This is a genomic window from Chryseobacterium sp. SG20098, assembly GCF_031844745.1.
Lineage (GTDB): Bacteria > Bacteroidota > Bacteroidia > Flavobacteriales > Weeksellaceae > Chryseobacterium > Chryseobacterium cucumeris.
The window spans coordinates 3,735,972-3,762,917 of the sequence record NZ_CP134622.1 but is presented as its reverse complement, the minus strand read 5'-3'; the positions used below and the strand labels follow the sequence as shown (position 1 = coordinate 3,762,917).

The window sequence follows — 26,946 nt, the reverse complement described above, 5'->3', positions numbered from 1 at the left end:
ATGAAAATCAGATCACTATGTATGATAAGTCTGCCATATTTTCTTTAATTTTTTTTTAAGTTTTGTTAACTGTGGCATTAACAATTATGACATAAGGCACAAAATCATATAATAGCCGTTAAATTTTAGTTAAAATTGAAACATAGCATACTAATTGCTTACTTATTTAACATTAAATTTGTTTACTCAAAAACATAAAAAGAAAATTAATTAATAAACAAGAAAGATATACAATGAAGAGTACTTTAAAAAAACTATTACCATTTGCAGTAGTTGGAGTCCTTTCCGGAGCTACTACCGTTGGAGCTTTACAATATTTCGGACACGGCTCCAACAATGGAGATCAATCTTATTTCACAACAGCAGCACCCAATACTTCATTCGCAGGAATGAATACGGGAGCAGTAGGTGATGATTTTGTAAAGGCGGCTAAAACAACCGTTCCCGCTGTAGTAACTATTAAAAATTATCAAAGCAGAACATCAAGCAGAGCTTCAGAGCAGGATTTGTTTGACTTTTTCTTCGGAGATCCTTTCGGTGGAAGAGGCCAGCAGAGACAAAAGCAGCAGGTTCCTGATAATATGCCATCGGGAATGGGTTCAGGGGTAATCATCTCTCCGGACGGTTATATCATTTCCAACAACCACGTGGTAGCAGGTGCTAATAAGCTGGAAGTCGTACTAAGCAACAAGAAATCATATATCGCAACATTAGTAGGAACAGACCCTAATACAGATATCTCTTTATTAAAGATTGAAGAAAAAGGGCTTCCTTATCTGAATTTTGCGAATTCTGACAATATTGATGTAGGACAATGGGTTCTTGCAGTAGGAAATCCATTAGGATTAAACTCTACGGTAACAGCAGGTATTGTTTCTGCTAAAGGAAGAGGTATCGGAATCCTGGGAAGCCAGGGAAAAGCTGCTAATCCTATTGAAAGCTTCATCCAGACGGATGCTGCTATTAACCCGGGTAACTCAGGAGGTGCTTTGGTAAATACCAATGGAGAACTGATCGGGATCAATTCTGCGATTCAGTCTACCACAGGATATTACCAGGGATACGGATTTGCCGTTCCTTCTAACCTGGCGAGAAAAATTGTTGAGGATATCAAGAAATTCGGAATTGTACAGAGAGGATTCCTTGGAGTTCAGTCTTTAGATCTTTCAAATGATCAGTTAGTAGCATCTTACAACAAGCAGTTTAAAACAAATCTGAAAGTAGGTTCAGGAATTTATGTTACAGGATTTGGTGAAAACAGCGGTGCTGAAGATGCAGGATTGAAAAAAGGAGATGTAATCACTAAAGTAGACAACTACGACATCACAGATTTTGCCGATCTTTCCATGTCTATCGGAAGCAAACGTCCTGGTGATAAAGTTCAGGTAACGTATTCAAGAAATGGTAAAGAAGGCACTACTACTGTCACACTGAGAGACCAAAAAGGAGGTACTTCTACCAGAACAAAAGCAGATCTTACCGTAACTGAAAAAATCGGAGCAGAATTTGACCCTCTTACAGAGCGTTTCAAAACAGAATACGGACTGAACAGTGGTGTAGTTGCTAAAAACGTATCTGAGGGCAGCGAAATGGCTAAAATCGGAATTGTAGATAACTACATCATCATTGAAGTCAATGGTAAACCTGTCAATTCACAGAAAGACGTAGAAAAGATCCTTGAGAAATATCAGGGGAATGTACAGGTGAAATTCGTGGATGATTACGGAAGAATTTATACCAAAGGATTCAAAATGCCTTAATCGGATTTTTTTGATTTCACATGAAAAATTTAACCATTCTTGCTTAAGAATGGTTTTTTTATGAAAAAAATAAGTTAACTAAGCTCAATGCAGAAACTAACACAAGCCATATAAAACCCTGATTAACACACTTCTATTTTTTATATATTTGAAAAAACAAAAATGCATGAAAAAAGCTACCTATGAGGACAGAGAAAAAGTCGTTACTATTTTATGCCAGGCTTTCATAAATGTTCTTATTCCTAATTCTATCAATTTTGTCATAAAGAATTCTGGCAACAGATATAAGAGATTGAAAGCATTAATGGAGTTTCAATTCGATGTATCAATACTAAATGGAAGCATATTTCTCAGCGACGATCACAAAGCGTGCATTTTACACTTAGACAAATTCCCGATCAGTTTAAAAAAAATCTGGCTTGAAATAAAATTGCTGTTCAATTGTATTGGAATTAAAAATATCTTTAAAGTTTTACAACGAGAAAAACTCTTAGCAAAATTTCATCCGGAAGAAAAATTTGTTCATTTATGGTTAATGGCTGTAGTTCCTGGTGAACAGGGAAAAGGAATTGGAACAAAACTTTTAAAAGAATCTATGAGTAAATATGAGAACGAACTCATATATGTTGAAACAACAACATTAGAAAACAGAACCTTCTATCAACAAAATGGATTTACCATTTTCCATGAAACCTTTGAGCTGGATTATCCCCTTTATTTTTTGAAATATGTTTAATATGGAAATCTACTAACTCTTTTCAACAAAAAACGCCGCAGAATCTGCAGCGTTTTTTTTATTATTTATTTAGACTTATTCATTTTGTCAGCGATACTTTTCTTTTTATTTCTTTCGTAGATAACTTCTACAATCTTACCTCCAATCCAGGAAAACGGAAAGAACGTAAGGAAAATGGAGATCTTATAAAACGTAGGATGATAGGGAAAAATAATAACATCCAACATGGCAATAAAAAGCATAATAAAGCCAATCAGAATAGCATAGGCTACTTTAGCATATTTAACAATGATAGCGGTTGCCACTCCCCCGATGGTAGTCCCTAATCCGGAAATAAACAAAAGGAAGCCGAAAAACGCCTTATCATCTTTCATGCTGAAAAGAAACCTTTGCCAATGCTCAAACGGAGCAAAAGCCTCAAAAGTTACCCATTGCGGAAAAGCCCTTATACCAAGAGTAATAATAAGTCCTGTAATACCAAGACCTATCAGAACCGCAATTGTATTTCTTATAAAGTTCATTAATCCTGATGTGCAATCATAGAAATTTCGATATCCACATTTTTAGGCAAACATGAAACCTGTACTGTTTCACGAGCTGGATAGCTTTCTGAATCTAAGTAAGATGCATAGATATCATTCATTACAGCAAAATCATCCATACTCTTAAGGAAGATGGTAGCTTTTACAACATTTTTGAAAGTCATGCCGGCTTCAGTAAGAATCGCTTCAAGGTTTTTCATTACCTGGTGCGTTTCCTTTTCAATACCTTCTACCAATTTACCAGTTGCAGGATCTACAGGAATCTGTCCGGAGATATACAAAACTCCGTTGGCCATATTAGCTTGTGAATAAGGTCCGATAGCTGCAGGTGCATTAACTGTGCTGATTATTTGTTTCATAACGGATATTTATTTTTTTCTATGGTTATATGCAATCACTATCTGCAATATTCGTTGGTATTTGAATTCTGCCAACAGTGATTTTCATTAGAATTTATTTTGCTTGCAAATATAAAATTTATATTGTCAAATGCCAATCTGATATTAGAAAGGTGCATTAGGCTGGGTAAAGCTTCTGTCTTTGTACTTCAATGCATCACTTAAAATATTGGCTTTGATACCGATAAAGAAGTCATACACTTTATACTGACCAAACGGAACCCAGTTGAAATTGATGGTAAAACTTCGCTGATCTCTTGAAAAACCAATTCTTGTATATGCCAATTCTTTAGTCACCATGTCATAATGCGTACTTCCGTTGATATTCCAGTAAGGAGTTAGCTTGATACTTCCATCCAAACCTAGGGATGCAATTTTATTACCAAACCTGCTCAAGCCTTTAGAGTACGCATAATTGGCACTGATATTTAAAGTCCATGCCTGATCAAAATGAGCATAATGATCATCATCAAAATAGTAATTTTCATTTCGGACTTCTCCCTTCGAGGAATACTTTTTAGCATAATCTGTTTTTTCTCCAAAGATCTCGCTGCTTAAAGGATAAGATAACTGAACGTTGAACCCCTGTACACTGAAGTGTCCGAACTGCTCAGTTCTGATTCCTGTATCCTGTCCTGGTAAGAACTCAATTTTATAAGGTTCCAGTGCAAGGCTGGTATTTACTGTCAGTTTATTATTGAAAAATGAAGATTGTCCGTTGATTGAAAATACAGACCAGGGATGATCTTTAGCGGCAAAGTTGTAGCTTCCTGCAAGATTTAAAGATTCAAAAATTTTGATTTTCTTTACCCCTGTAGAATCACTCTTAGACTTTACTTTCATCTCAATATTGTTACCAATATTGAAACCTAAAGCTCCCTGCATTCCACTTGACGGGCTTCCGATAATTCCTTTTTCAAAAATAGAATATGGCGTCAACGCTCCGTTTGCATTATAATAGTTTCTGTAATATCCGAAGTTAGGACTTGAAAAGTCTGGTGAATAAGTAAAGCTCAAACTTGGAGTCATCATATGTCTCACCGCTTCTACCGTAGATCCTTTTTTGAATTTCATCATTCCGAAAAGTGTGGTCTGAAGACTGGCAGAAGTAGAGAAAGTAGAGTATCCTGTAAAGTTTTTATTGATTTCGTCAACCGTTACATTTTTTACCGGATCATAATATCTGTTCAACGTTTTTGTTGTTAAAGCATTGTCGATATTGGCACTTAAACTGAAAGTGAAATATTTTGCCAATGTTGTATTGGTTGCTAATGCGATATTGTTTTTAAGTCCTGTCTGCATTTTATCCCACATTTCTTTTTTAAACAACTCATTCTCCTGAGTGTTTACGAAATTGGTAAGGTTGAAGCCGGTATTTACCGTAATATTTTCAAGAAGCCCTTGTCTGATTCCTGTTTTTGATTTAAATAAATAGAACTGATTGATGGCCACGTTCATCTGTGGAAGACGAAGATCTGCCAATCCTGTGGCAAAGTTCTGGGAATAGGAAGCCGTTCCTGTAATCGTCACCGGCAGTTTCAGGAATCTTTTGGTAAGGGTTACCGTAGAGTTCTGCTGGGTATTCAATACATTCTGATTGAAAATGTAATTGTTATTCAACGGGTTATTATAGAACTTGGTACTTACAATATCTACAGAAGCACTGAATGTAAGGAAAGGATTGGCCTTAGAATCCTGGGAGTGTGTCCAGTTGATTCTGTAGGTACTGTTTTTAGTATAATCATCCAAACCTTTAATTCCTCTTACCATGGTACCAATATCTGCAGTAAAGTTTCCTGAGTAACGGTATTTTTTCTGGTAATTCACCTGAGGACGTAAGTTCCAGCTTCCTTTTGTATAAATATCTGCTAAAACTTTAAGGTCGAAGTGCTCTCCGATCGGTTGGTAATATCCTATCCCGTTCAGGAAGAAACCTACATCTTCCCTTTCCCCGAAACTTGGAATCAGAATACCTGCAGCTCTTTTATCTGAGAATGGTAAAATAGCGAATGGAAGATAAAGAGGTGTAGGAACCTGTTCGATAAACATCTGAATAGGACCTGTAACGATCTGGGATTTTGTTTTGGTTTTAATCAGCTTAATATTATAAGCTCTCATAAAATAATCCGCTGCCGTATCTTTTTTCTTGATAAAATAATCATCCGTTGTATAATCTGCTTTTCTCATTGCAAATACGGAATCATTATATTTTTTAGTCTTCTGAGCTATAATTACCCCTTCACTTTCTTCTGTTCTTGCATTGAAGGCAATGGCCTGTTTTGTTTTTGTATTATAGCTAAATTCGTTGGTTTCGTATTTTTTCCCGGCCTGCGTCGTAATTACAGGTTCTATAATTTTTCCTAAAGAATCCTGTTTTCCTCGCGCATAGATCAGATTTTTGTTATCATCAATAGAGATATAATCTGCATCAATCTGCATATCCTGATATTTTACCTGAGCATTTTTGTTCAGGAATGTCATCTTTTTAGGGACATCTCTTCTCTGATCATCTGCTTTTGTACGAAGAACATCATTTAAAGGTTCTTTTTTTACAACTATGGTATCCTTTTTGGAAATAGTATCATTAACCGCATTTTTAGGCAATTTTTCAGGAGTTTTCTGTGCTAAAAAATTGTTAAAAATTAGGATAATTAAAATTTGTAATATATTTTTGAAGACGGTTTTGGCCAATTTTATACTATATAATTAAGGCCCAAAATTAATATAATTTTTATAACTGTAAGATGCACAAACAAAATTTTAAAATAATTTTATCATTTCTCCTTATCCTAACCAGCAAATTTATTTTCTCTCAAAAGAAGTTTACTATCGTTCTGGATGCGGGACACGGAGGAAGTGATCATGGAGCCAACAGGACCTATTCCGACATTGGAAGAGTCGCAGAAAAAGACATTACACTTGCCATTACGTTAAAAGTAGGTGCCATGTTAGAAAAAAACAGAGATTTCAAAGTAATATATACCCGTAAAATTGACGAATACCCTTCTCTGTCTGACAGAACCAATCTGGCTAACAGGAGCAAAGCAGATCTTTTTGTATCCATTCACTGTAATTCTTCCCAAAGACCTACCGCCTACGGTACCGAAACTTATGTACAGGGACCTAACCAGAATAACGAAAATCTTGAAGTAGCCAAAAGAGAAAATGACGTGATCTTCCTGGATGAAAAAGATAAGCAGATCTTTGGTTCTTATAATCCGGACTCACCGGAATCATTAATTGCTCTGAAACTTCAGCAAAGTAAATATCTTGAATCAAGTCTTCTTTTGGGAGGATTGGTAGAAGATAATTTTGTGAATAAAGATAAAAGATCATCAAGAGGTGTATTTCAGAAAAACCTTCACGTTCTCCGTATGAATGCCATGCCATCTGTACTGATAGAAACAGGGTTCATCAATCACCCTGAGGAAAGCCACTACATCGCCTCAGACAAAGGACAGACTGAAATTGCAGAAAGTATCTACAATGCTATTATTGATTATAAAAAGGCGATTGACAGAAAATCCGGCGGTTCTATTGCAACAAGAAAGCCAGAGCCAGAAAAACCTGCAGAGGTTCCTTTGAAAAATGATTTCAGAATTCTATTAATGAGTTCTCCTACGAAATACAATGAAAATGATCCTGCCCTGAAAGGCCTGAACTATATTCTTACGCTTAAAGAAAACGGGCAGTACAAATATTACTATGCTGTAACCAATATGGCTTCGGTAAAAGATATTAATCTTAAAACAGCGAAAGATGCAGGTTTCAGAAATGCATTTGCTGTAGGATTTATGCCGAATCAGAGAATCAGCATGGGATATTATACGATTGAAGTATATGCAGGTGATAAACTGAATGGTAATTCTTATATTCTTCAGAATTTAAAAGATGTGGAACGAAATAAGGACAATGGTGTATTTTACTACACCTACGGAAAAGTATACACATTGGAAGATGCTGTAAAACTTCAAAAGGAACTTGAAGCTAAAGGTATCAAAAATACCGTGATACAAAAGGTCTACAAATAAATCAAAAAAAAATAATTTTGAAGTTTAAAAGTTAATTCCTACTTTTGCAACCTCAAAATTTGGCCTATTCGTCTAGTGGTCAGGACTCAAGATTTTCATTCTTGCAACAGGGGTTCGATTCCCCTATAGGCTACCAAACTACATCACTCAATCCCTGATCAATGCAATGTTCAGGGATTTTTTATTCCAAAATTCAACGGAATCTCCACAAGTTTTAAAAGGACTCTTGTACACACTTCGTACGGGGCGAATTCCATAATCTTTCTTCATCCCTTTTAAAGATTCTTTAGGGCAATAGTTTCATTTTTTTCCAATATCCACAAAGTCAAACTTTGATGGCCCCATATTACATTTCTCATTTCAAAAACCATTTTGAGCAAATAAAACTCAATCTCAAAATCACGAAAAAGGGTAATTGAAATGATTCTGATTATAACTGAAATTTGTACTCATGCATAATCTAAGTATTGTACAAACTGAACACCGTTGTAAAAAATTGAGCATCAAATTAAAGTATAGGAGTAGAGAATTGACATTCATATATACAGTCGTAAAAACTAATTAAAAACATATGAAACTATCCAATCTAAAATTCATAGCAGAGACTGAAAAAAGATTTTCAAAATTGAGTCTTCCTCATGCTAAAGCAGCAATTGAATCACCAACATGGTTAAGTGAGAAAGTTATTATTAACGAAAGATTAGATCATCTTGTTTCAAATCGCTTTGAACCTTTCAATCTTGCAAGGGAAAGAATCTTGAAGAAAAATGATTTAATGAGTATAAATTATTTACAATTGGGTTTTTTAGCATCAAATCCTGTATGCAGAATTCACATAAAGAATATAAGTGGTGATAACATAGGTTTTGGAACTGGTTTTTTAATATCTCCCAATCTCTTGCTCACAAACAATCATGTATTTGCCAACGAGCACGATGCCCAAAATAGTCTGGCTGAATTCAATTTTCAATACGACCAGTTTGGCGAACCTACAGTAAGCCAGATATTCACTTTTAATGTGAGTAAATTCTTTTATACAAATGAAAGATTAGACTTTACAATTGTCTATGTAAATCCCGATTCTAAAAGCAAGATTAAACCGCTCTATCATTTTGGATTTTTAAAGCTTAGTGAAGACCCGAATAAAGCACTCGTTTCAGAATACGTGTCAATTATACAACATCCTTCAGGACAATATAAACAGATTGCTATTAGGGAAAACCAGTTAATTGCTAAAACAGAAGACTTTATAACCTATTTTACAGACACGGCACCGGGCTCTTCCGGCGCACCTGTTTATAATGATCAGTGGCAGGTTGTTGCATTGCATCATAGCGGAGTCCCCCGAAAGGACGAACAAGGTAATTATTTATGTAAGGACGGAACCGTATTTCAAGAAAACATGGATGAGAATCTTATAGACTGGATTGCCAATGAAGGCGTCAGAATTAGTTCCATTCTGCAAAATGTTAAAAACAACATAAACAGTATACGGGCAAAATTCCCCAATAATCTGGTTGAAGAAATATTCAATAATTCAAATTCAAATTCTGATGTACAGATCTTAACAGAACAAAATCTCCATCAACCTCTATCTGACAATAAAAAATTAAATGAAATGAGCAACAAAATTACACTTAACGTACCAGTTGAAATTACAATAGGTATAGGTCTTGCAGACAACTTGGCTTTACAAAATACAACAGACAGTATTCCCACTAACCAAGATACTAAGGAGCAATCTTTCTTCATAGAAAAAGCAAAAAATCCAAATTACAAGGGTCGAAACGGATATGACGCAAACTTTGTAAGCTCAGATAATTTCAAGATTGACATCGAGGACTTATTAAAATCTCAAAGTAAAAATTTAGCACCATTATTAAACCCTACAGAGACCAATAAAAGTCTTCTGCATTATTTTAATTTTTCGATAGCCATCCATAAGAGCCGAAAGCTATGTATGATGACAGCAGTCAATATCGATGGGAATAGACTTGATCCTATAAAAAGAGAAAATACAAAATGGATAATTGATCCAAGAATGGACGAGAAATATCAAACAGGTCCAGCCGTGTATGCAGATAATGATCTGGATCGCGGACATATGGTTAGGAGATTGGATCCTGTTTGGGGGCCAAATGCAGCTGCTGCAAATGATGATACTTTTCATTTTTCAAATTCTACTCCACAACATAAAGACCTGAACCAAAAGACCTGGTTAAGTCTTGAAAACTATATATTGGATAGTGCAGGACGGGAAGATATTAAAGTTTCTGTTTTTACAGGTCCTGTATTTAGTGAAGATGACATTCCATACAGAGGTGTTTTGCTGCCATTACAATTTTGGAAAGTGGCCGTGATGATAAAAGCAGATGGAACACCTTCCGTAAGTGGTTATATGTTAAAACAACCAGATAACATTGAAGATTTTAGGAATAAAGAAGGAATCAGAGAAGATGGTTTTGGGCAATTTAAGACTTATCAGGTTCCATTACAAAAAATTGCAGATCTTACGGGTATTGCTTTTAATGATTACAATGAATTTGATCCTTTAAACAGAGTTGATCTGCGCGAGACTCTACAAATTATTGAAATTACAGGGAAAGATGATATAAAATTATAAATTCCCTTTAATGGCTTAAAAATGCTACTTTTAATGTGAAAATTTTGAACATCAAACTTTTTTGGAGAACAATAAAGAAGGACAATTAATTGCCCTTCTTTATTATTTAAAATAAATTTCAGGGTATTGATTTTCAACACCAAGCCATCGTTCAGAAATATTTATAATCATTAATAGCGATGAAAAACTTTTCAAATTTTGATACTTATATTCATGAAGGAACACCAAAATTTCAGAACACTGAAAGTCTGATAATTACTGTCATTATCCTGAAAAGACCGGGACTTTTATTTGAAAAAAGCATTCCATTTATGTTATATGTCACAAAAGCATTATATTTGCAAAAAATTTATCCATAGTTGGTTCTACCAATATGGTAACACTGATGAAAAATATTATTGATAAATCATTGTTTGTAGTTTTCTACAGACTATCAAATTTTATATCATGCCGGATTTAAAAATACAAGAAGCGAAATTGCTTTTTAAGAAAATCCACTCTAACCCAAAAAGTTATGATTTACAAATCAATGAAGGCGGGATTACAGGCAGAGATGATAAAATCAGTTTCAGACTTTACAGGACTGGAGAAAGGGTTGCTTTTGAAGTAACAATTGACGAACTTACTTTCACCAATACCACTGGAGAATGGAATAATGCACTGATCATGCTGGGAAATACGATCAAAAAAATAGAGAAAGAACAAGAAAATTTAAAAATAGAACAAGCAATAAATAAACTGAGAAAGTACCTATCAGAAGAAAATTAAAATTTTTAAAAATAAATTTGGTAGTTTAAAAAAAAGTTTATAGTTTTGCACTCACATTTAAACGATATGGCAAATCATAAATCAGCACTAAAGAGAATCAGACAAAACGAAACTAGAAGACTTCGTAACAGATATTACCACAAGACTGCTAGAACAGCTTTAAAAGCTTTAAGAAATGAAGAGAACAAAGCTGCTGCTACAGAACAATTGCCAAAAGTTATCGCTTTATTGGATAAATTAGCTAAGAAAAACATTATCCACAAAAACAAAGCAGCTAACTTGAAAAGCAAATTAACAAAGCACGTTAATAAATTAGCGTAACAATATAGCTGGCCCGTTCGTCTATCGGTTAGGACCTCAGATTTTCATTCTGGTAAGAGGGGTTCGATTCCCCTACGGGCTACTTACATCTTATAAGACCACTGTAACAACGGTGGTTTTATAAAGATCACTGTAGAAAAAGCTATATTTAAATAAATCTAACCGGCCCGTTCGTCTATCGGTTAGGACCTCAGATTTTCATTCTGGTAAGAGGGGTTCGATTCCCCTACGGGCTACAATAAGAGTTGATACTTATAAAAACAAAAAGCTAACACATTACTTCGGTAATGGAAGATAGAGGGCCCGTTCGTCTATCGGTTAGGACCTCAGATTTTCATTCTGGTAAGAGGGGTTCGATTCCCCTACGGGCTACAAAAGGACTTTTTCGAAAGTCCTTTTTTCGTTTCTATATACATTACTATTTCAGCAAATTCTTCCCAAAAGAATCAACAGGTTTAAGCTTTCTATAGTATTACACCTACTCTATCGAGCGAAAACGTTTTTTTCAGTCAACATATCTCACCGACAAAACTTCTTATGTCATTCATCACAGCCAGCGAAGTATATTAAATTTCATTAAAAATATCACCAATAATGGAAATATTATTTCATACTTCTTTCATTAATCCTTAAATTTGAATAAAACTATTCATTCTAAAATATATAACATGAAATTCAATTTATTTTCGGGAAGTTCTTCTTCTTTAAAAGCCGGATTGATGGCTTTATTTTTATTTTCTGCCAGCGCCATGTCATTGGCACAAAACAGAATTTATGCCCATGCACAAAGCTCAGGGGTATTCGGTGTAGCCTGCCTTGGATGTCGTATAGATAATCCGCTTAATGCAGTAGGAGACAATGAAGACGACTATTCAACAATGGTATTGGGCACAGTACTATTGGGAGGAATCCAGCAAACGCTGATTTTCCCAGATCTGAGATCAGATACTAGGCTGGTAGTAGGAATCGGAACAGATAATATCCCATTATCAGTACAGTTATTAAGCGGAGTAACGCTTGAAACCATGAATGGAGGCACTTCTAATGACGACCGAAGAACAATTGATGTAAGTCTTCTTAAACTGGGTGCAACTCCTAACAGAGGTACGGTAGAATTCAAACCTACAAAACCTTATGATGGGATAAGAATCGGATTAACAGGTGGCGTTCTCAGCCTTGGAGGTGGTTTCAGAATCTATTACGCTTACCAGGATCCCTTAATGAACATTATGGCTCATAGTCAAAACGGCCAGATTATTCTTGGCGGGAATGTTCCTCTAGAAGGTTCGGAAATTACTTTGTTCAACACTTCGGGAAAAGAAGTATTCCGTTCCACATTGAGATCAAATACATTTGAGTCAAAACAACCGGAGGGTGTTTATATTATGAATATACAAACCAAAGAAGGGAAAACGTATTCCAGAAAAATTTTAATCAAATAATATTCAATAAGCGATACAAGAAATACGGTAGACTTTTAAAGCTGCCGTATTTTTTTCATTCATTCTCAGACAAATACAACCTGTAATTATTAAATAAAATTAAATCCATAATTACAAATATCAATAAATTATTAACAAATCACATAATTATGAAATAAAATAATCAACATAATCATTTTATTTATAAATTTACAAAAAAGCTAAAACCCAAAATTTTTCTACATATGAAAACTTATTTATTATTTGGCCAACGCACAATGAAAGCTGCAATCCTGGCATCATTCCTATTTTTAACAAGCGCAATGTCTTCTGCACAAATTGTAAAAACTTATGCAAGCAGCCAAACCAATCAGGTTCTTGGAGTATGCCTGGGTTGTGGTGTATTAAATCCTCAAAATGCTGTAGGAAGCAACGAGAATGACTACTCTACTTTACAGGTTTCAGTGGGTCTTCTTGCAAGAACAGAACAGACATTGATTTTCCCTACAACCAATATTGCGAACAATACCAATAAACTTGTTCTTGCGATAGGTTCAAATGGAACTCCTCTATCTGCACAGCTATTGGGCGGAGTATCTATTGAAACATTTAATGGAGATGTTTCCAATAATGATTACACAAGTCTTGCTACAAAACTGATCAATCTTGGAGCGGGCGATCCTAGCAAAGGTGAAATTGAGATGACCATGAACATTCCTTTTGACCGTATCAAAATTAATGTTAACTCAGGATTATTGAATATTGGTGGAGAGCTTAGAGTATACTATGCTTACCAATACAAAGATCCTTTCATCAATTTCATGGCTCATAGCAAGGATGGACAGTTTACTCTGGATAAAAATGTTTCTGCTGAAGGTTCAGAGGTTACTCTTACCAATACTTCAGGAAAAGAAGTATTCCGTTCTAAACTGACATCCAATTCTTTTGAAACCAAACAACCACAGGGAGTATATATTATGAAACTTCAGACAAAAGAAGGAAAAACATACTCTAAAAAAGTGATTATCAAATAAAAAAGATACATAAGAGAACGAACCCGGCAAGCTTTCCAAGCTTGCCGGGTTTTTATATCCCATTAATGAACCTATCCCATATAAAATCATACTGAAGGACAAATAAAAACCTCTGATCAACATTGACCAGAGGTTTATTTAACAAGATTACGATCTAAACTCTTATTAGTTTTTAATTAATTTTTGCTGATAAACAGCTTTATCCGTCGTAGCTTTTAAAATATAAATACCTTTTGGAAGTGCGCTTACATTGATCTGTCCGTTGTTCAATTGAGCATTAACAATTCTTCCTGATGCATCATAAATAGAAACATTTTGGATTTTCTCCTTGGTTTTAATAGTAAGAATATCAGTAACCGGATTGGGATAAATACCAAATTCAAGTTTCTTCACCTCAGCGGTTGCCAAAGTGGAAGCTGTACTGTTTACTGTAAGTGTTTTTTCCACAAGCTTACCATTTGAGTTAAAACTGATCACAATGTCAGATGTGCCTGAAACAAGCGGCGTCAAAACCAGCTCATCATTATCATTAATTACAGCAGAAACTGTTGTAGGATTGCTGTTTGATTTGATTGACTTTACTACTGACACAGCCAAATTATCAGCATCAGAAACGATTGCTTTCAGATCAATTGTTGTTGTGTTTCCGGCAGTAACCTGTGAAGGGAAAACACTACTAACAACAGGAACTGAATTGTTGGTAAATACCGTCAATGAAGGGAACCAATAATAGTCATTAAGTGTTTTTGTATTGATAAGCGAACCGGTCATATCATACGTATGAATCCAGTTTTTCTGGTAGTGTGCACCATATCCGCTTTCTGTGGTATTCAGAACCAATTCTCCGGTAACAGGGTTTACACGAAGAGCTGCTCCGTACGGAATTTGTTTAAACTGACCTGTTTGTCCAGGAATGGCAGCAAAATTTTCATTAAATGTTTTCGTAGTTACATCGAATCTTACGATCTGTGTTCCTGAGCTCCAGCTGCTTATTGAATTGATCCAGTATAAAGCATTCTCTTTATTACTTGCTGTGAATCTTCCGGCATTCCATGCGCCCCAGTCTCCGATATACTTTGTAGTTGGGATATTGTAAGCTTGTGTTGCAAAAGTGGTAGGATTGATGCTGATCAGCTTCTGATCCTGAATTCCCCATACGCTTCCGTCTTTAGCCTGAGTAACTGAATAGAAACCTCCGGCAACAGTACTCACAATCGTATCAGTATTAGGATTAATCACTAAAATTCCTACTCCTTGCTTCACAGCAAAAACATATTGTGAAGTACGGATCATATTTCCGATCTGCCCGTTTCCACCTGTACCGGTAATTAGAGAACCTATCTGTAAATTATCAATATTAAAAGTAACAATTCCAGTGGAAGTTCCGATATATCCTTTATGTTCATTTACTCCGACAAATGATCTACCATCACCACCTCCGATATTATTGAAACCGGCAAGTTTCTGCATGGTCTGCGCATTGGCTACGACCAATCTACCTCCAGGAGTATATTGAGTATCTCCTCCGTCAGCAGCTTGTTTTGAAACGAAATAGAATTTATCACCATAGATCGTTCCGTATTGTGTAGTTGCACCGAAAGCCTGATTATTGTTTGCATTACTGTAGACACGGTAATTAATCTGGCCGTTATTATCAATGAAGTTTACGGAACCGTTGGTGTGTCCGTACCATTCTTCATTTACCATGAAATATCCATTGGTAAAGTTATTGGAAGCAACATACGGAGAAACAGGAGTAATAGTGGAAGAAACCGGAGTTTGATTAAATCCTACGTTGAAATTCCAGACATCCCAGGAACCGTTTTCCAATACACGTGAAGAAGCTCCAACACTGGAATACCCGAAATCAGCATCTGCAGGATTCTTTACCCAATATGACCAATACCCGTTAATCGTCCATCCGGACTGCCAGTGATCATTAGCCGCATCTACAATCGTGTAGCTGTCAAAATCATAAGCAGTTGTATTCACAAAACCATTTACCGGATATAAAGGATAAGTGGTATTTCCGCTTTTGATCAGTGCATTAGTTCCCTGACCGTTCAGATCAAATCCAATTCCTCCAACTGCTGATCCAAACTGTGTTCCCTGATACAACAAAGTGTATAATCTATGATCTGCTTTAGCAATAGCTTTCAGCATATCTTCTCCAGTAGCATTCCCGTTCCATTTGAATCCCCAAACCATGGCATCAGGATTCTTACTGTCATTCCACTGTACTACAAAAGCAGCCTGATTGGTTCCTGATCCTACCCAATACTGAATATCAGAAAAACTAATGGTAGTGGTATTAAGCTTGCTGATCCCTGAAATATCATTTCTGGGTACACCCTGAACTTTTATCTGTGCATTCGATACGCATGCGAACAGAAAAAGCATCATAAAAAGATAAAACTTTTTCATTTTTTATTAATTTAAATAGATTGTATTATTATTTGAAATGTAAATCGTAAGCTCCTGCCACTTCTGTAGAAACTTCTCCCAGCCATCCTGCTTCCTGATTAACTCCCGTATATATTTTCATAAAGTCTACTCCCGGAAGTTTCACGTATTTCCCACTTCTGTCTACCGCCCAGGAAATATCGATATTGGAGGCTTCATCATTATTCGGAGCATTGTCTGCATATCCGAACTCATATGATTTTCCTACCCAATAGGATCCGTCCCCGTTCTGATCGTAGAAATTATTTGCCAGTCTTGTTCCAGAAAACCCGTAAGAACTTTCGGTAAACCATAAAGGATAATAGCTTTGTGCATGGAACGTATTTTTTGTTTTAAAGCCCTGATTCCCCAGATTGTCACTCCATTTTATATATTCCACGTCGGTCTGCCAGAATTCAGTTCCGGGTACAGGTGTTTTATTTTCGTTAGGTTTATGATAGGTTATGCTGTAGTCTTTCACTGTAGCATTTTTGAAATATTCACTGCCAGCAATTTCATACCATTCATCATTATCCGGTTTTCCATTTTTATTTCTGTCGTAGGCCACCATAATAATTCCCGGTTCACAAGATCCTGAACGTTGATCCGCAGCATCATTTCCAAAGAATGCATTTCCCAGTACTTTAAAATCACGTCCATTCAGATTGGGAATCGTATGATCAAAACCAAACACTACATATCCGCCATAGCCACCAAGACTGATCATGGTGGAATTACCTCCTACCAACGATTCGTTGGCTTTCTGAAGCATATTCGCGGTAGTATTTCCTGGTAGATATTCCGGAATTTCATTCATAAACTGCCCTACGGCAGGACGGAACTCTAATACTTTAGAAATATATTTACTGTAAGGTGTTTTTTCTTTGGTAACGATTATTTTAGAATGAAAAACCTGCTCGTTTCCTTTATTGTTAATCTTCAAAGTCAAAGGATAAGCATCTGCAGTAGGACTGATGAATTCAAGTTCTGAATTCTGAGAGATAATAGAGTCATTAATACTCCATGTAACCGATCCTGAAGCATTGGTAGGAATACTCAAAACCTTTAAACGTTCAATGGTATAGGAATCATCAAGTCCATTAAATGTAAATTCATTTTCATCATCATGTTTACAGGCTATCACTCCTACAAGGAAGCAGGATAGAAATCCGATTTTCAAATAAGTAAAGCTATTTCTGTTCATTTTTTAAAGTTTGGTTATTTGTATAAAAAAGCGAAGTGGGCAGGGATATTTCCCCCTTCTGTTTTCCATTTAAAGTGTCCGTTTTTATCAAAGCAATACAAAAATCCCATGGATACATAATTTCTGGCATCTGTCATGTAGATATCTTCTGTGATGGGATTTACGGCAATGCCGTAAGGGGTTTTAATGGCATCTTCATATTCTTTATCAAAAATTCTGTTGGCAATGATCTGTTCTGTTTTTACATCAATGATTCCAAATGTCTTTTTATAGCTGTGGGTGTTGTAATTGAATTCATTTCCATAGAAATAGAGTTTATCATTTACGATTGTCATTTCACTCACGGAGAGATGAAAATCTTTCTTGACTGTTCCCGTGGCTGCATCTATGAGATAAAGACTGGAAGGAACATTATAATAATCTCCTCTTGAGGTTACATAGAGATCACCGTAATTATCTTTTTTAATGTGATGAAGATTGATGGCAACATTTATTTTTTTGAGTTCCGTAAAAGTATTCAGATCAATTACCGAAACAGTATTGTCATAATCGGGAGCTTTATATCCTCCGGAATTGGCAACAAATAAGGTATTTCCCACAATTTCTATTTCTTCGGGCTGATATCCTACCACTACCTCACGCTGGATGGAAAGAGAAGCCGTATCAATTTCCACTATTTTCCCCTTCGGTGCTTTCGGGTTAATCGCTACAGGTCCGGCGTAGCTGCTGGCATAAGCTTTTCCGTTTTTGAAAGCAAGGTATCGGCAGTTTTGTAATGGAATAGAGGTAATACGTTTGGCCGTTTTGGCATCAAGAACTTCAATTTTATTGGAAACATTGACAACGATATAGAGCTTGCTTCCATAAACTTTGATATCATTTCCTACATCCCCCAACTCTTTTACGACATTGGGATTGATTTCTGCGTAGATATTCCGGTAATAGGTTCCTTTGGTGTAATCAAAAAAATCAAGGGTACATTTATTACTCCCCATGTTCCCTTCATTGAGCATATAGAAGCCTTTTATTGCTGTATTTTCTGAAGGAAGCCCTTCTACCACTTCCTGACGGACAATAATTTCATCTGTACGGCATGAAGTAAGAAAAGCTAATACAAGAAATAAAAAATAAAAGTTTAGTTTTCTCATAGGGTGAAGTTTAGAATAAGTTTAAAGTTTCTTCCGGGCATCGGATAATTGAGGACAACATCATAGTATTGATTGAAAATATTATTCATCTCAAGGCTTATTTTAAACTGATGATTCGCCCAGTTGAATTTTTTCTGAACAGACAAATCGTGCGTATACCAGGGCTGCACATAATTGTATTGAATGTTATCCTGATTCACGTCATATCTTTCTCCTACGTACATTGCACTGTAATTGAAACTCCAGTCTTTATAATCTGCCATAAGACTGAAAGATCCACTATGCCATGGGGTATAAGGAATCTGATTGCGATAAAACGTGTCTTCCGGATCACTTATATCTCTCGCGCTTTGATAGGTGTAGGAAAGCAAAGGTCGGAGGGTTACTTTTCCAAGCTGCATTTCAGTCTGTACATTCACATCTGCACCAATGATTTCAACCAGTCCAAGGTTCATCATCAGCCAGCGGAACATGCTTCCGTTCGGAGCTGCCACAATTTTATCCTGTACTTTATTGTAGTAACCGTCTACTTTAGCATAAAATGTTTTAAAGAAACGGTTGTTATAATTCTTCTGATAAGTAAATCCTAAATCATATTGATTGGTGAATTCCGGTTTCAGATAGGTATTTCCGATATTGGTATAATACAAATCATTGAAGGTCGGAAGTCTGAAAATTCTTTTATAGAAAGCCCTTAGAGTAAGCTCCGGAATTTTTTCCGGCTGATAGCTCATAAACACCGCAGGTGTCCACTCTCTGGCATCTCCCGGTCTTTTATTTTTTCTTACTTCTTCAAATGTAAAGGTTCCTAAAAGGCTTCCCAAAATTTTGAATCTGTTCCACTGATAGGTTGTTGCCAATGCTACCAATGTAGTGTAACGTGTAGGATAAGAAAAATTATCCAGATTGGCATCCAGGTTATTATACTGAAAATCTCCACTCAGGCTGACATCCCAATTGGGAGTGATTGAGTAAATATTGGAAGAGGAAAGATAAAGTTCCCTTTGGATGTATGTATTATCGGTATAAATAATAGACTGCGAACGAACTGTGTCCATGAAATGGGTATAATCGTAAGCAAATTTTGCTTTAAGCTGTGTTTCAAATTTCGGGAACAGTTTTTTTCTCAGATTAGCCTGTACAAAATAATTCTCATCGGAAAGCCTCGCTCCTCTTCCTTCAAAGCGCCCGTTAACAATAGGTGCCGGCATTCCGCGGTTTGAAATATAACCGTAGCCACGGATATTCCAGCTTCCGTTATTTAAAGTTCCGTTGAGAGAAGTTTCAAAACGTTTTGCTTTGATATCTGAGTCCTGTCTTTTTGCAATGGTATCATAGGCCTGTTGTCCATCAGGATATTTCTTGGCATAACGAAATCTGTAAATTCCATCACTCTGCATAAATTCGCCACTGAAGCTGGCAGAAACCCTGTCTGAAATTTTCTGTTCCAATCGGAATGAAGGATTAAAGAGATCAATAGATGCACTTTTTGCTCTTATCACCAAATTGGTTTTTCTATTTCCTTTAAATACGGGTGTTTTAGGCTGTAAATAGATAGACCCAGAAGAGCCAAAGTCCTTTGCTGGCTGAAAAATTTCACTTTTCTGTCCGTTATACAACGATATTTCTTCCAGATCATCCAAAGAGTACCTTCCCAGATCCACCAGTCCGTTTTGAGCATTTCCTAATTGAATTCCATCATAAAAAACCCCTACATGCTGGCTTCCCATGCTTCGGATGTTGATGGTTTTCAAACCACCCAATCCTCCGTAATCTTTAATCTGAACGCCTGAAAAATACCGCAGTGCATCTGCAACGGAATGACTGTTTAGTCTTTCCAGCTGTTCTCCCTGCAGCGTTTGTGCCGGAAGGATTTCTTTAAAATTCTTTTTGTAAAGATTAATTCCTTTAATCGTCTCTTCCTGAAGACTGTCCTTCTTCTTGGTTTGAGAAGATAAAAGTTGAGATGTAATCACCAATATTGTGAAAACAGCTTTATGAATTGCAGAAGTAATTAGTTTTGCTGCCATTAGCTCATTTAGGGTAATGAAGACGCTAATGGGGTATAAGAATACAACGACAAAGCACAGCTGTCACTGCACAGAATCATTGATGTCCTAAGCTTTATTCCACGAAAGCGTCAAACGATTATTGTCTGGCAGGTCTTCTGACTTACTCCATTTTTGAAATCCTTCCCATTAAAAAACAGTGGATATATTCTTCAAAAACTTTAGTGCGGAGCTTACAGCAGCGGGTCTGTCCCGGATTTTCACCGGATTCCCTTTTAAGAGCTTTTTACGGCTCACCAAATTCCGGCAAAGATAAATAATTATTCCTAATCCCCAACTAAAATCATGATTTATAAACAATTAAAGCTCCCGAAGGAGCTTTAACATCATTTATTGGGGGTGTCGCTTTAAATTCCAATATTCAGAAAAATACTGAATCTTGATTGAGCTTCAATATCTCCTCCCGCCAGATGCGTGTACATGGGAAGCATGATTTCACTTCCCAGGCTCAGCTTTTTGTAAGAGGCTTCAAATCCCAGTTTTCCGTACAAAGCACTACCAGCAGTATTCGGCAGTGCCTCATCAAACTGTTTGTTCTGAGCGTAGACTTCACCCTGAACCCCTGTTTTTACAGAAAAAATGGACTTTTCATTTCCTGCAACCTGATAAAAGCCTGTTGCTGCATAGTTCCATTGGTTTCCAAAACGGTAATTTTTCCTGTTCTCTGTTTTAATGGTGTAATCTGTATTGACCAGTACAGCTACTTTATTTTTCTGAAACTTATAATTCAAAGCGGCCTGATAATCCCAGCTTCCGGTTCCCAGCTGAAAGCTTGGGTTGACACCGGATGCCCCTTTTTCATCAAACTTCCCGAGTGGAATTTTCACTCCCAAACCTCCACTCAGATGATGGAAATTATCTTTAGAGCTCATCAGCTGGTAAATCCCCATCAGATTCAGATCTCCTATTCCATTGATTCTGATATCTCCCTGCATCGTTTTCTTTTCATGGAAATGGAAGGGCAGACTTGCATAAACACTTAGTTTTTTAGTCAGTGGAATCTTCCCCCACAGCTGCAACGTATTGAAATACTGATCCTGCGTGAGGTCTTTTACAAATAAGTTTTCCTTGGCTTTGTAATGCTGTGCAAAGTATTTGATTCCGATAAACTGTGGATTCAGCAAAGATTCAAAGCCGGAAGATCCATTTCCTGCAGCACAGCCGCACGCATCACAATCATCATCAAAATCGAATCTGTTAAGCGTTTCGGGAGCAACATAAGCACTGTCTCTGATGGTTTTTGCCTGATACTGATTCAACAGGATCAAACTTACTATCAATATAATCTTCTTCATGTTTTTTATAAATTATTCTGCAAATTTTGGATTGGATATAAAACTTTTATCCGATAATGTTTTCAGGAATGCAATGATCGATTGTTTTTCCTGACTGTTCATGGCAATTCCTACATGACCGTTCTGTTTCAGGCGGGGATCAAGATTGGGATTATCTTCCACCTGATCTGAATAGAAATTGAGTACTGCTTCCAAAGTGTAAAACCTTCCGTCATGCATATAAGGCGCAGTATATTCAACATTTCTCAGACTTGGAACCCGGAATTTCATCCAGTCAACCTGAGTAAGAGTAACCCTGTAACGTCCGGCATCTTTGAACTCTGTATTGTAATAGAGTCCTGTATTTCTGAAACTCTCATCGGTAAATAATTCGCCGCTGTGGCAAGAAGCACATTTCTGATTGAATAATGTCATTCCCTGAGATTCTGCCAAAGTCAACTGTTCTTTTCCCTGTCTGAATCTGTCATATTTTGAATCTGCAGAAATTAAAGAAGCCATAAACTGTGATAATGCTTTTAAAATTCTTTCGCCGGTAATGGTTTCGTCTCCATAAGCTTCTCTGAACAGTTTTTTATACTTCTGATCATCTTTTATTTTCGAAATAGCTTCCGGTATGGAGCTGTCCATTTCATTCACATCAGTAATCGGGCTGATAGGCTGCTCATTCAGATTGTGAATCACTCCGTCCCACATATATCTTTTCAAAAAAGCCATATTCTGGATGGGCGGTGCATTCCTGATTCCTATTCTGTCGTCTACCCCATGGCTTACCGTATGACCGTGATGGGTAAAAGCATTTTCCTGTATATGGCAGAAACCGCATGAAATGGTATTATTTCTTGAAAGTCTGCCTTCATAGAATAATTTTCGTCCCAGCTCCACTCCATTTTTGGTCACCGCATTAATGGATGTATCAAAAGTCATTTCCGGAAAATAAGAAGGAAACTCCAGATTGTAGGCTTCATCTTTTTCCAATGGCTGAATCACCTCATCAGAACATGAAATGCAACTCAATACAAATACAAGCAGAACCAGTATCGTTTTAACAAAAAAATTAATCATTGTGAACGTGGTCTACTTTAAACATTTTTGTAAGATTGTTGGTAACATCTACCAGGTGCTGGTTTGAACCCATCAGCATATCATTGGCTGTGCTAAGTGTAAGTGTCCTATCTCCGCTCAAAAATTGGTTCAGGTCTGCAAGAATATGGACAGAAGGACGAATTTTTGCCGTTACCCTTACTGTTGTCGGAAGATTCAGTGTAATTTCGCGATAAAGATCAGGAGTATTGTTGGCTGCAGTATTTCCCATATTTCCTGTGTGATTCATAAATTCTTTAGAAGGAGAATCTATACCGTATTTCCCTTCCAGTTTTACAAATACATAACCGGCCGCCCATGACCAGGACATTCCCTTCTGCTTGGCTTTTGTCCAGAATTCAGCCTGTCCGTCCTGTCCGAGCAAATACGCTTTTTGACTCACACCTAATCCAAATCTTATTTTTTTGTAATTGTTTTTCGGAACGCCATCCAGATTAAGATAAACAATTCCGGCTACCGCATCTGCCTGATCTACGATAAAAGCTCCTTTGTCAGGATTATTTTCGTTGTATTTAAATTCGTTTCCGTTTTCGTCTATCAATGCAATATTACTGATGACGTATTTCAAAGCAGAAAAATTATGTTTCTGACCATTGGAAGAAGTCTGAACCGTTTGATTCAATACGATATCTCCTACATTGTTAAATCCGTTTTCAAATTTGATCTGAAGTTTTCCAGGCGTAGTATCCTGTGAGTTCTCATCATCCCTGCTGCTTTCGCAGGCTGTAAAAGAGAATACAGTAAAGGCAATAAAGAATAGCGATAAAAATTGAGAAATTTTCATTGTTGATTTTTTAAGTTAAATTAATTTGAATGGCTGTAACAGCATTGTTTTTTTACCACAAAAGGCACGAAAGTTCTTACACTTAAGTTTATTAAGTGATACGTATTATCTTCAGAAGAGCACTTAAACTTTTTAAAAATCTTTGATTTTTAATTGAGTAAGCTTTTGTGACTTTTTTGGTTGAATAGTGATAGTTTAACTTAAAAAACCGGTGGTTTGAAAATATGGGTAAGAAACAGAAAAGAATAAGCTGTTTCGTAAGTGAAATTGAAACTGAAAAACTGACGTCTTTCCGTAGTGTTGATCGTTGTAGTTTCAGGAAGAATATAGGTATCAAGAATTTTCTGTCCTGAGTTTTTTATTTTTTGAAAAGGTGAAGATTCTGAATCATTGGCTTTGGCGAGCTCTTTACTCAGGTAACATTTTCCGTTACAGTGAACCTCCGGTCTGGTTTTATTGATACAGAGAACTTTAACGATATAATCATAATTTACAGCATACTCTACCACGGGCACTAAAGGTCTTAGCACCATATAGAAGGTAAAAAGTATGCTGTACAATATTTTCATCAGATTATTTCTTGCTTATCGCTTCATCATATCTTCTGCTGATTTCTTTCCAGTTGGTAACATTCCAGATCGCGGTAAGATAATCTGCTCTTTTATTCTGATATTTTAAATAATAAGCATGCTCCCATACATCAATGCCGAAGATTGGAGTTCCTTTTTCTTCTACAACATCCATCAAAGGATTGTCCTGATTAGGAGTAGAGGAAACAAACAGTTTCCCATCTTTCCCTACAGAAAGCCAGGCCCATCCTGAACCAAAACGGTCTGCACCTGCCTTAGACATTTTTTCTTTAAAAGCATCCATACTTCCGAAAGTTTCATTGATGGCTTTTGCTAATTTTGCTGAAGGCTGTGTATTTTTCTGAGGTGTAAGAACCGTCCAGAACAATTCGTGGTTGTAGTGTCCTCCTGCGTTATTTCTTACTGCAGCAGGCAATTTTGAAACATTGGAAAGAATCTGAAACAAAGTTTCTTTTTCCTGTGGAGTTCCAGCAATGGCTTTATTCAAGTTAGCAGCATATGCAGCACCGTGTTTTGAATAATGAATTTCCATCGTTTGGGCATCAATATTTCCTTCCAAAGCATTATAAGCATAAGGAAGAGGCGTCTGCTTAAACTGAGCCATTGTAAATTGGGCTGCGAAAACTGCAGTTATAGCAGCTATTTTCAAAATCTTCATAATTTTTTTGTTTATGGTTGAACAATGTTTTCTTTTTAAGTGGGAGGTCGGTGATCGATGCTGGAAGTAATTGATGTTATAGCCTAACTTTTTCAACTTCTATTTCCTTTTACAGCCATCTCAAAAAACTGCTAGAGCTTCATAGTCTGGAATAACTTCCAGTTTCAGACATCCGGCTTCCCCCCTTCCCTATTTCAATAATTTTTTAATATCCTCAATAAGAATTTCTCTGTCTGGGTGATATTTTCCTGTCAGCATAGGTGTTTTACCTTCCGGATCTGCGTAATTCAATCCTGAGTAATACAGAATAGGCATATTTTCCTTGTTGTATCTGCAACGGATATTCCCCTCCTGATCTACCAGAGCAATCATTCCGCTGTGGTTCAGGCTTTCTCCTTCATCTTCTTTATCACCTACGTAGATATTAAACTGATCCGCAAGTTTTCCAATATAGGTACGGTCTCCGGTCAGGAAATGCCAGTTCGGAGATTTTGCACCAATTCTTTGCGCATGTTCTTTCAAAGCTTCAGGCGTGTCATTTTCCGGATCAATACTGATGGAGATAATGCCGAAGTTGGGATCATTAATCTGGTTCTGAATCGCTTTCATATTGGTATTCATCACCGGGCATATCGTAGGACATTTGCTGAAGAAAAATTCTACGAGATATACTTTTCCCAGCATATCTTTATTGGTAACTTTTTTACTGTTCTGATCTGTAAGTTCAAAGTCCGGAACTTTCATCACAGTATAAAGGTTCTTTTTAAAATACCCCATTCCCACACCTATTCCCAGGAAAAGCAATGCAAATACCGCAATGGGTATGATCACTTTACTTTTATTTGCGGTCTTTTTATTTTTGGGCATATCTTTCAGGACTTTTTTTGAATTCACCTTTGCAGGAAACACTGCAAAAACCGTACGTTTTATTTTTATACACAGCAGTATCTTTTATAGATCCGGCAGTTTTCATGTGGCAGACAGGATCTTCTTCGTTCACTACCTGTACATTTTCTATTTTCTTCCCCGAGGAGTCCATGTGGCTTGCATGCTTTACCTGAGGAGTTTCCTTGGCACACGACAGTAATGATACTGACAGCAAGGCAGTCAAAATTATAGGAGATTTCATTTTAATGTTAAATTGAAATTAATAATGTTAAAGAAAGTTATGATACCATATACAAGTCTGAAAAAAGCACAACAATTCTCAAGAAGAACTGATGTATTTCTTATTGCTTACAATGGTTCATTTGAATTATAGAATGCATCTTTAATGGTTTACTAATGAAAGCTTTAGAAACTCCCATCTTATAAACTAAAAATATAGTTTATAATAAAATTTAAACCAACGGAGGATGGAAAATCCTTGAAAAGTATTCTGAAGAATGAGAATTAAAATAACTTGAATCGGGAATTTCAGAAAGTGATTCCGAATTCAAATGAGCGGAGAAGGAAAGGATATCGTGAGAAATAAAAACATCTAATCCAGCAATCTTTATGGTTTGGGAGCTATTGGACTGTTTTTCTGTTTTAGCCAGCTCTTTTTCCACGTAGCATTTTCCTTTACAGGTTGACTGTGGTACATTTCTCTTCTCACAAAGGTTTTTCACAATATAATCATAATTCACGGCATAATTTACCAATGGCAAAACAGGACGTAATGCAACGGTAAAAATGATGAATATGGAAATGAATAACCTCAACGATTTTGTTCTCTGTTACAAATATACTACTTCAAAACTGTTTTATAACAGATTTATGATGAATGTCATTATGCTTATCTACTGTTACCTATAAAAATCACAAAACTGTGCCTGTCACCGGAATAATTTTATCCCGAACTTTGAGTAAGACTTTAGACCTAAATAAAAATTTAGTTCTTTATATACAATTTAATCTTGTTGATAAAAGCTTTGCTGATGTTTTTGGCAGAGCTTTTTTATATTCTTTGTTTTGTTGGAAATCGCAAAGTCTCAAGTTCTTTTTAAAATCCTTACTGTTTTAAGACGCAAGGATTTTAT

23 protein-coding genes, 4 tRNA genes and 1 riboswitch are annotated in these 26,946 nt (G+C 36.3%); of the genes, 12 read left to right on the top strand and 15 right to left on the bottom strand.

Features of this window, described 5'->3' with window-relative positions:
- The first annotated feature begins 233 nt into the window (after window positions 1-233).
- Window positions 234-1,760: a trypsin-like peptidase domain-containing protein gene (locus tag RHP76_RS17195; RefSeq protein ID WP_062673528.1), complete on the top strand. Its 1,527-nt coding sequence runs from the start codon at window positions 234-236 to the stop codon at window positions 1,758-1,760.
- Window positions 1,761-1,926: 166 nt separating this feature from the next.
- The gene (locus RHP76_RS17190) at window positions 1,927-2,496 is read left to right on the top strand and encodes a GNAT family N-acetyltransferase (protein WP_311228662.1); all 570 of its coding nucleotides are present in this window, start codon (window positions 1,927-1,929) and stop codon (window positions 2,494-2,496) included.
- Between the two features lie 65 nt (window positions 2,497-2,561).
- On the opposite strand, the gene RHP76_RS17185 is transcribed toward RHP76_RS17190, so the two are convergent.
- From RHP76_RS17185 to RHP76_RS17175, 3 genes are all read right to left on the bottom strand, one after another.
- Window positions 2,562-3,017, bottom strand: a complete 456-nt coding sequence (locus RHP76_RS17185) for a hypothetical protein (RefSeq protein WP_062673523.1) — start codon at window positions 3,015-3,017, stop codon at window positions 2,562-2,564.
- A complete protein-coding gene (locus RHP76_RS17180; RefSeq protein WP_311228661.1) occupies window positions 3,017-3,397 on the bottom strand; it encodes a RidA family protein in 381 nt (126 codons plus the stop codon). The genes RHP76_RS17185 and RHP76_RS17180 overlap by 1 nt, the downstream gene beginning before the upstream one ends.
- Before the next feature lie 144 nt (window positions 3,398-3,541).
- A complete protein-coding gene (locus tag RHP76_RS17175) occupies window positions 3,542-6,127 on the bottom strand; it encodes a putative LPS assembly protein LptD (RefSeq protein WP_311228660.1) in 2,586 nt (861 codons plus the stop codon).
- A gap of 53 nt (window positions 6,128-6,180) precedes the next feature.
- Here RHP76_RS17175 and RHP76_RS17170 point away from each other — a divergent pair, with 53 nt between their 5' ends.
- The 10 genes from RHP76_RS17170 (at window position 6,181) to RHP76_RS17125 (ending at window position 13,634) form a co-directional block, all read left to right on the top strand.
- Window positions 6,181-7,467 carry an N-acetylmuramoyl-L-alanine amidase family protein gene (locus RHP76_RS17170; protein WP_311228659.1) on the top strand — a complete coding sequence of 429 codons (1,287 nt, stop codon included), beginning with the start codon at window positions 6,181-6,183 and terminating at the stop codon, window positions 7,465-7,467.
- A 61-nt stretch (window positions 7,468-7,528) separates the two neighbouring features.
- Window positions 7,529-7,603, top strand: a tRNA-Glu gene (locus RHP76_RS17165).
- A gap of 435 nt (window positions 7,604-8,038) precedes the next feature.
- Window positions 8,039-10,090 (top strand): DNA/RNA non-specific endonuclease, encoded by a 2,052-nt coding sequence (locus RHP76_RS17160; protein WP_311228658.1) that lies wholly within the window; start codon window positions 8,039-8,041, stop codon window positions 10,088-10,090.
- A 447-nt stretch (window positions 10,091-10,537) separates the two neighbouring features.
- Window positions 10,538-10,858, top strand: coding sequence for a hypothetical protein (locus tag RHP76_RS17155; protein WP_034694584.1), 321 nt, complete (start codon window positions 10,538-10,540; stop codon window positions 10,856-10,858).
- 66 nt (window positions 10,859-10,924) lie between these two features.
- On the top strand, window positions 10,925-11,179 hold the full coding sequence (rpsT, locus tag RHP76_RS17150; protein WP_002983073.1) for a 30S ribosomal protein S20: 255 nt from the start codon (window positions 10,925-10,927) through the stop codon (window positions 11,177-11,179).
- Window positions 11,180-11,189: 10 nt separating this feature from the next.
- A tRNA-Glu gene (locus RHP76_RS17145) sits at window positions 11,190-11,261 on the top strand.
- Window positions 11,262-11,343: 82 nt separating this feature from the next.
- A tRNA-Glu gene (locus tag RHP76_RS17140) sits at window positions 11,344-11,415 on the top strand.
- A 64-nt stretch (window positions 11,416-11,479) separates the two neighbouring features.
- Window positions 11,480-11,551, top strand: a tRNA-Glu gene (locus RHP76_RS17135).
- 296 nt (window positions 11,552-11,847) lie between these two features.
- A complete protein-coding gene (locus RHP76_RS17130) occupies window positions 11,848-12,621 on the top strand; it encodes a T9SS type A sorting domain-containing protein (RefSeq protein ID WP_123278532.1) in 774 nt (257 codons plus the stop codon).
- Window positions 12,622-12,845: 224 nt separating this feature from the next.
- A complete protein-coding gene (locus tag RHP76_RS17125) occupies window positions 12,846-13,634 on the top strand; it encodes a T9SS type A sorting domain-containing protein (protein WP_082798770.1) in 789 nt (262 codons plus the stop codon).
- A gap of 165 nt (window positions 13,635-13,799) precedes the next feature.
- Here the strand turns inward: RHP76_RS17125 and RHP76_RS17120 are convergent, their stop codons facing one another.
- From RHP76_RS17120 to RHP76_RS17065, 12 genes are all read right to left on the bottom strand, one after another.
- Window positions 13,800-16,058 (bottom strand): T9SS type A sorting domain-containing protein, encoded by a 2,259-nt coding sequence (locus RHP76_RS17120; RefSeq protein WP_311228657.1) that lies wholly within the window; start codon window positions 16,056-16,058, stop codon window positions 13,800-13,802.
- A 28-nt stretch (window positions 16,059-16,086) separates the two neighbouring features.
- On the bottom strand, window positions 16,087-17,280 hold the full coding sequence (locus RHP76_RS17115; protein ID WP_120232564.1) for a cell surface protein: 1,194 nt from the start codon (window positions 17,278-17,280) through the stop codon (window positions 16,087-16,089).
- A gap of 14 nt (window positions 17,281-17,294) precedes the next feature.
- A complete protein-coding gene (locus RHP76_RS17110) occupies window positions 17,295-18,428 on the bottom strand; it encodes a YncE family protein (protein WP_311228656.1) in 1,134 nt (377 codons plus the stop codon).
- Window positions 18,425-20,458 carry a TonB-dependent receptor plug domain-containing protein gene (locus RHP76_RS17105; RefSeq protein WP_311228655.1) on the bottom strand — a complete coding sequence of 678 codons (2,034 nt, stop codon included), beginning with the start codon at window positions 20,456-20,458 and terminating at the stop codon, window positions 18,425-18,427. The genes RHP76_RS17110 and RHP76_RS17105 overlap by 4 nt, the downstream gene beginning before the upstream one ends.
- A 109-nt stretch (window positions 20,459-20,567) precedes the next feature.
- Window positions 20,568-20,753: riboswitch (cobalamin riboswitch) on the bottom strand.
- Between the two features lie 91 nt (window positions 20,754-20,844).
- Window positions 20,845-21,792 carry a transporter gene (locus tag RHP76_RS17100; protein ID WP_311228654.1) on the bottom strand — a complete coding sequence of 316 codons (948 nt, stop codon included), beginning with the start codon at window positions 21,790-21,792 and terminating at the stop codon, window positions 20,845-20,847.
- Window positions 21,793-21,804: 12 nt separating this feature from the next.
- Window positions 21,805-22,854: a cytochrome-c peroxidase gene (locus RHP76_RS17095; RefSeq protein WP_311228653.1), complete on the bottom strand. Its 1,050-nt coding sequence runs from the start codon at window positions 22,852-22,854 to the stop codon at window positions 21,805-21,807.
- Entirely contained in the window at window positions 22,847-23,677 is an 831-nt protein-coding gene (locus tag RHP76_RS17090; RefSeq protein WP_311228652.1) for an MbnP family protein, read from the bottom strand. The genes RHP76_RS17095 and RHP76_RS17090 overlap by 8 nt, the downstream gene beginning before the upstream one ends.
- A 200-nt stretch (window positions 23,678-23,877) precedes the next feature.
- A complete protein-coding gene (locus RHP76_RS17085; protein WP_311228651.1) occupies window positions 23,878-24,246 on the bottom strand; it encodes a hypothetical protein in 369 nt (122 codons plus the stop codon).
- A gap of 4 nt (window positions 24,247-24,250) precedes the next feature.
- The gene (locus RHP76_RS17080) at window positions 24,251-24,925 is read right to left on the bottom strand and encodes a superoxide dismutase (protein ID WP_409193494.1); all 675 of its coding nucleotides are present in this window, start codon (window positions 24,923-24,925) and stop codon (window positions 24,251-24,253) included.
- A 189-nt stretch (window positions 24,926-25,114) separates the two neighbouring features.
- Window positions 25,115-25,792: an SCO family protein gene (locus tag RHP76_RS17075; protein ID WP_117753100.1), complete on the bottom strand. Its 678-nt coding sequence runs from the start codon at window positions 25,790-25,792 to the stop codon at window positions 25,115-25,117.
- Window positions 25,779-26,054 (bottom strand): YHS domain-containing protein, encoded by a 276-nt coding sequence (locus RHP76_RS17070; RefSeq protein ID WP_062673491.1) that lies wholly within the window; start codon window positions 26,052-26,054, stop codon window positions 25,779-25,781. Before RHP76_RS17070 ends, RHP76_RS17075 begins: the two co-directional genes overlap by 14 nt.
- Before the next feature lie 211 nt (window positions 26,055-26,265).
- On the bottom strand, window positions 26,266-26,628 hold the full coding sequence (locus RHP76_RS17065) for a hypothetical protein (protein ID WP_062673489.1): 363 nt from the start codon (window positions 26,626-26,628) through the stop codon (window positions 26,266-26,268).
- Between the last annotated feature and the right edge of the window lie 318 nt (window positions 26,629-26,946).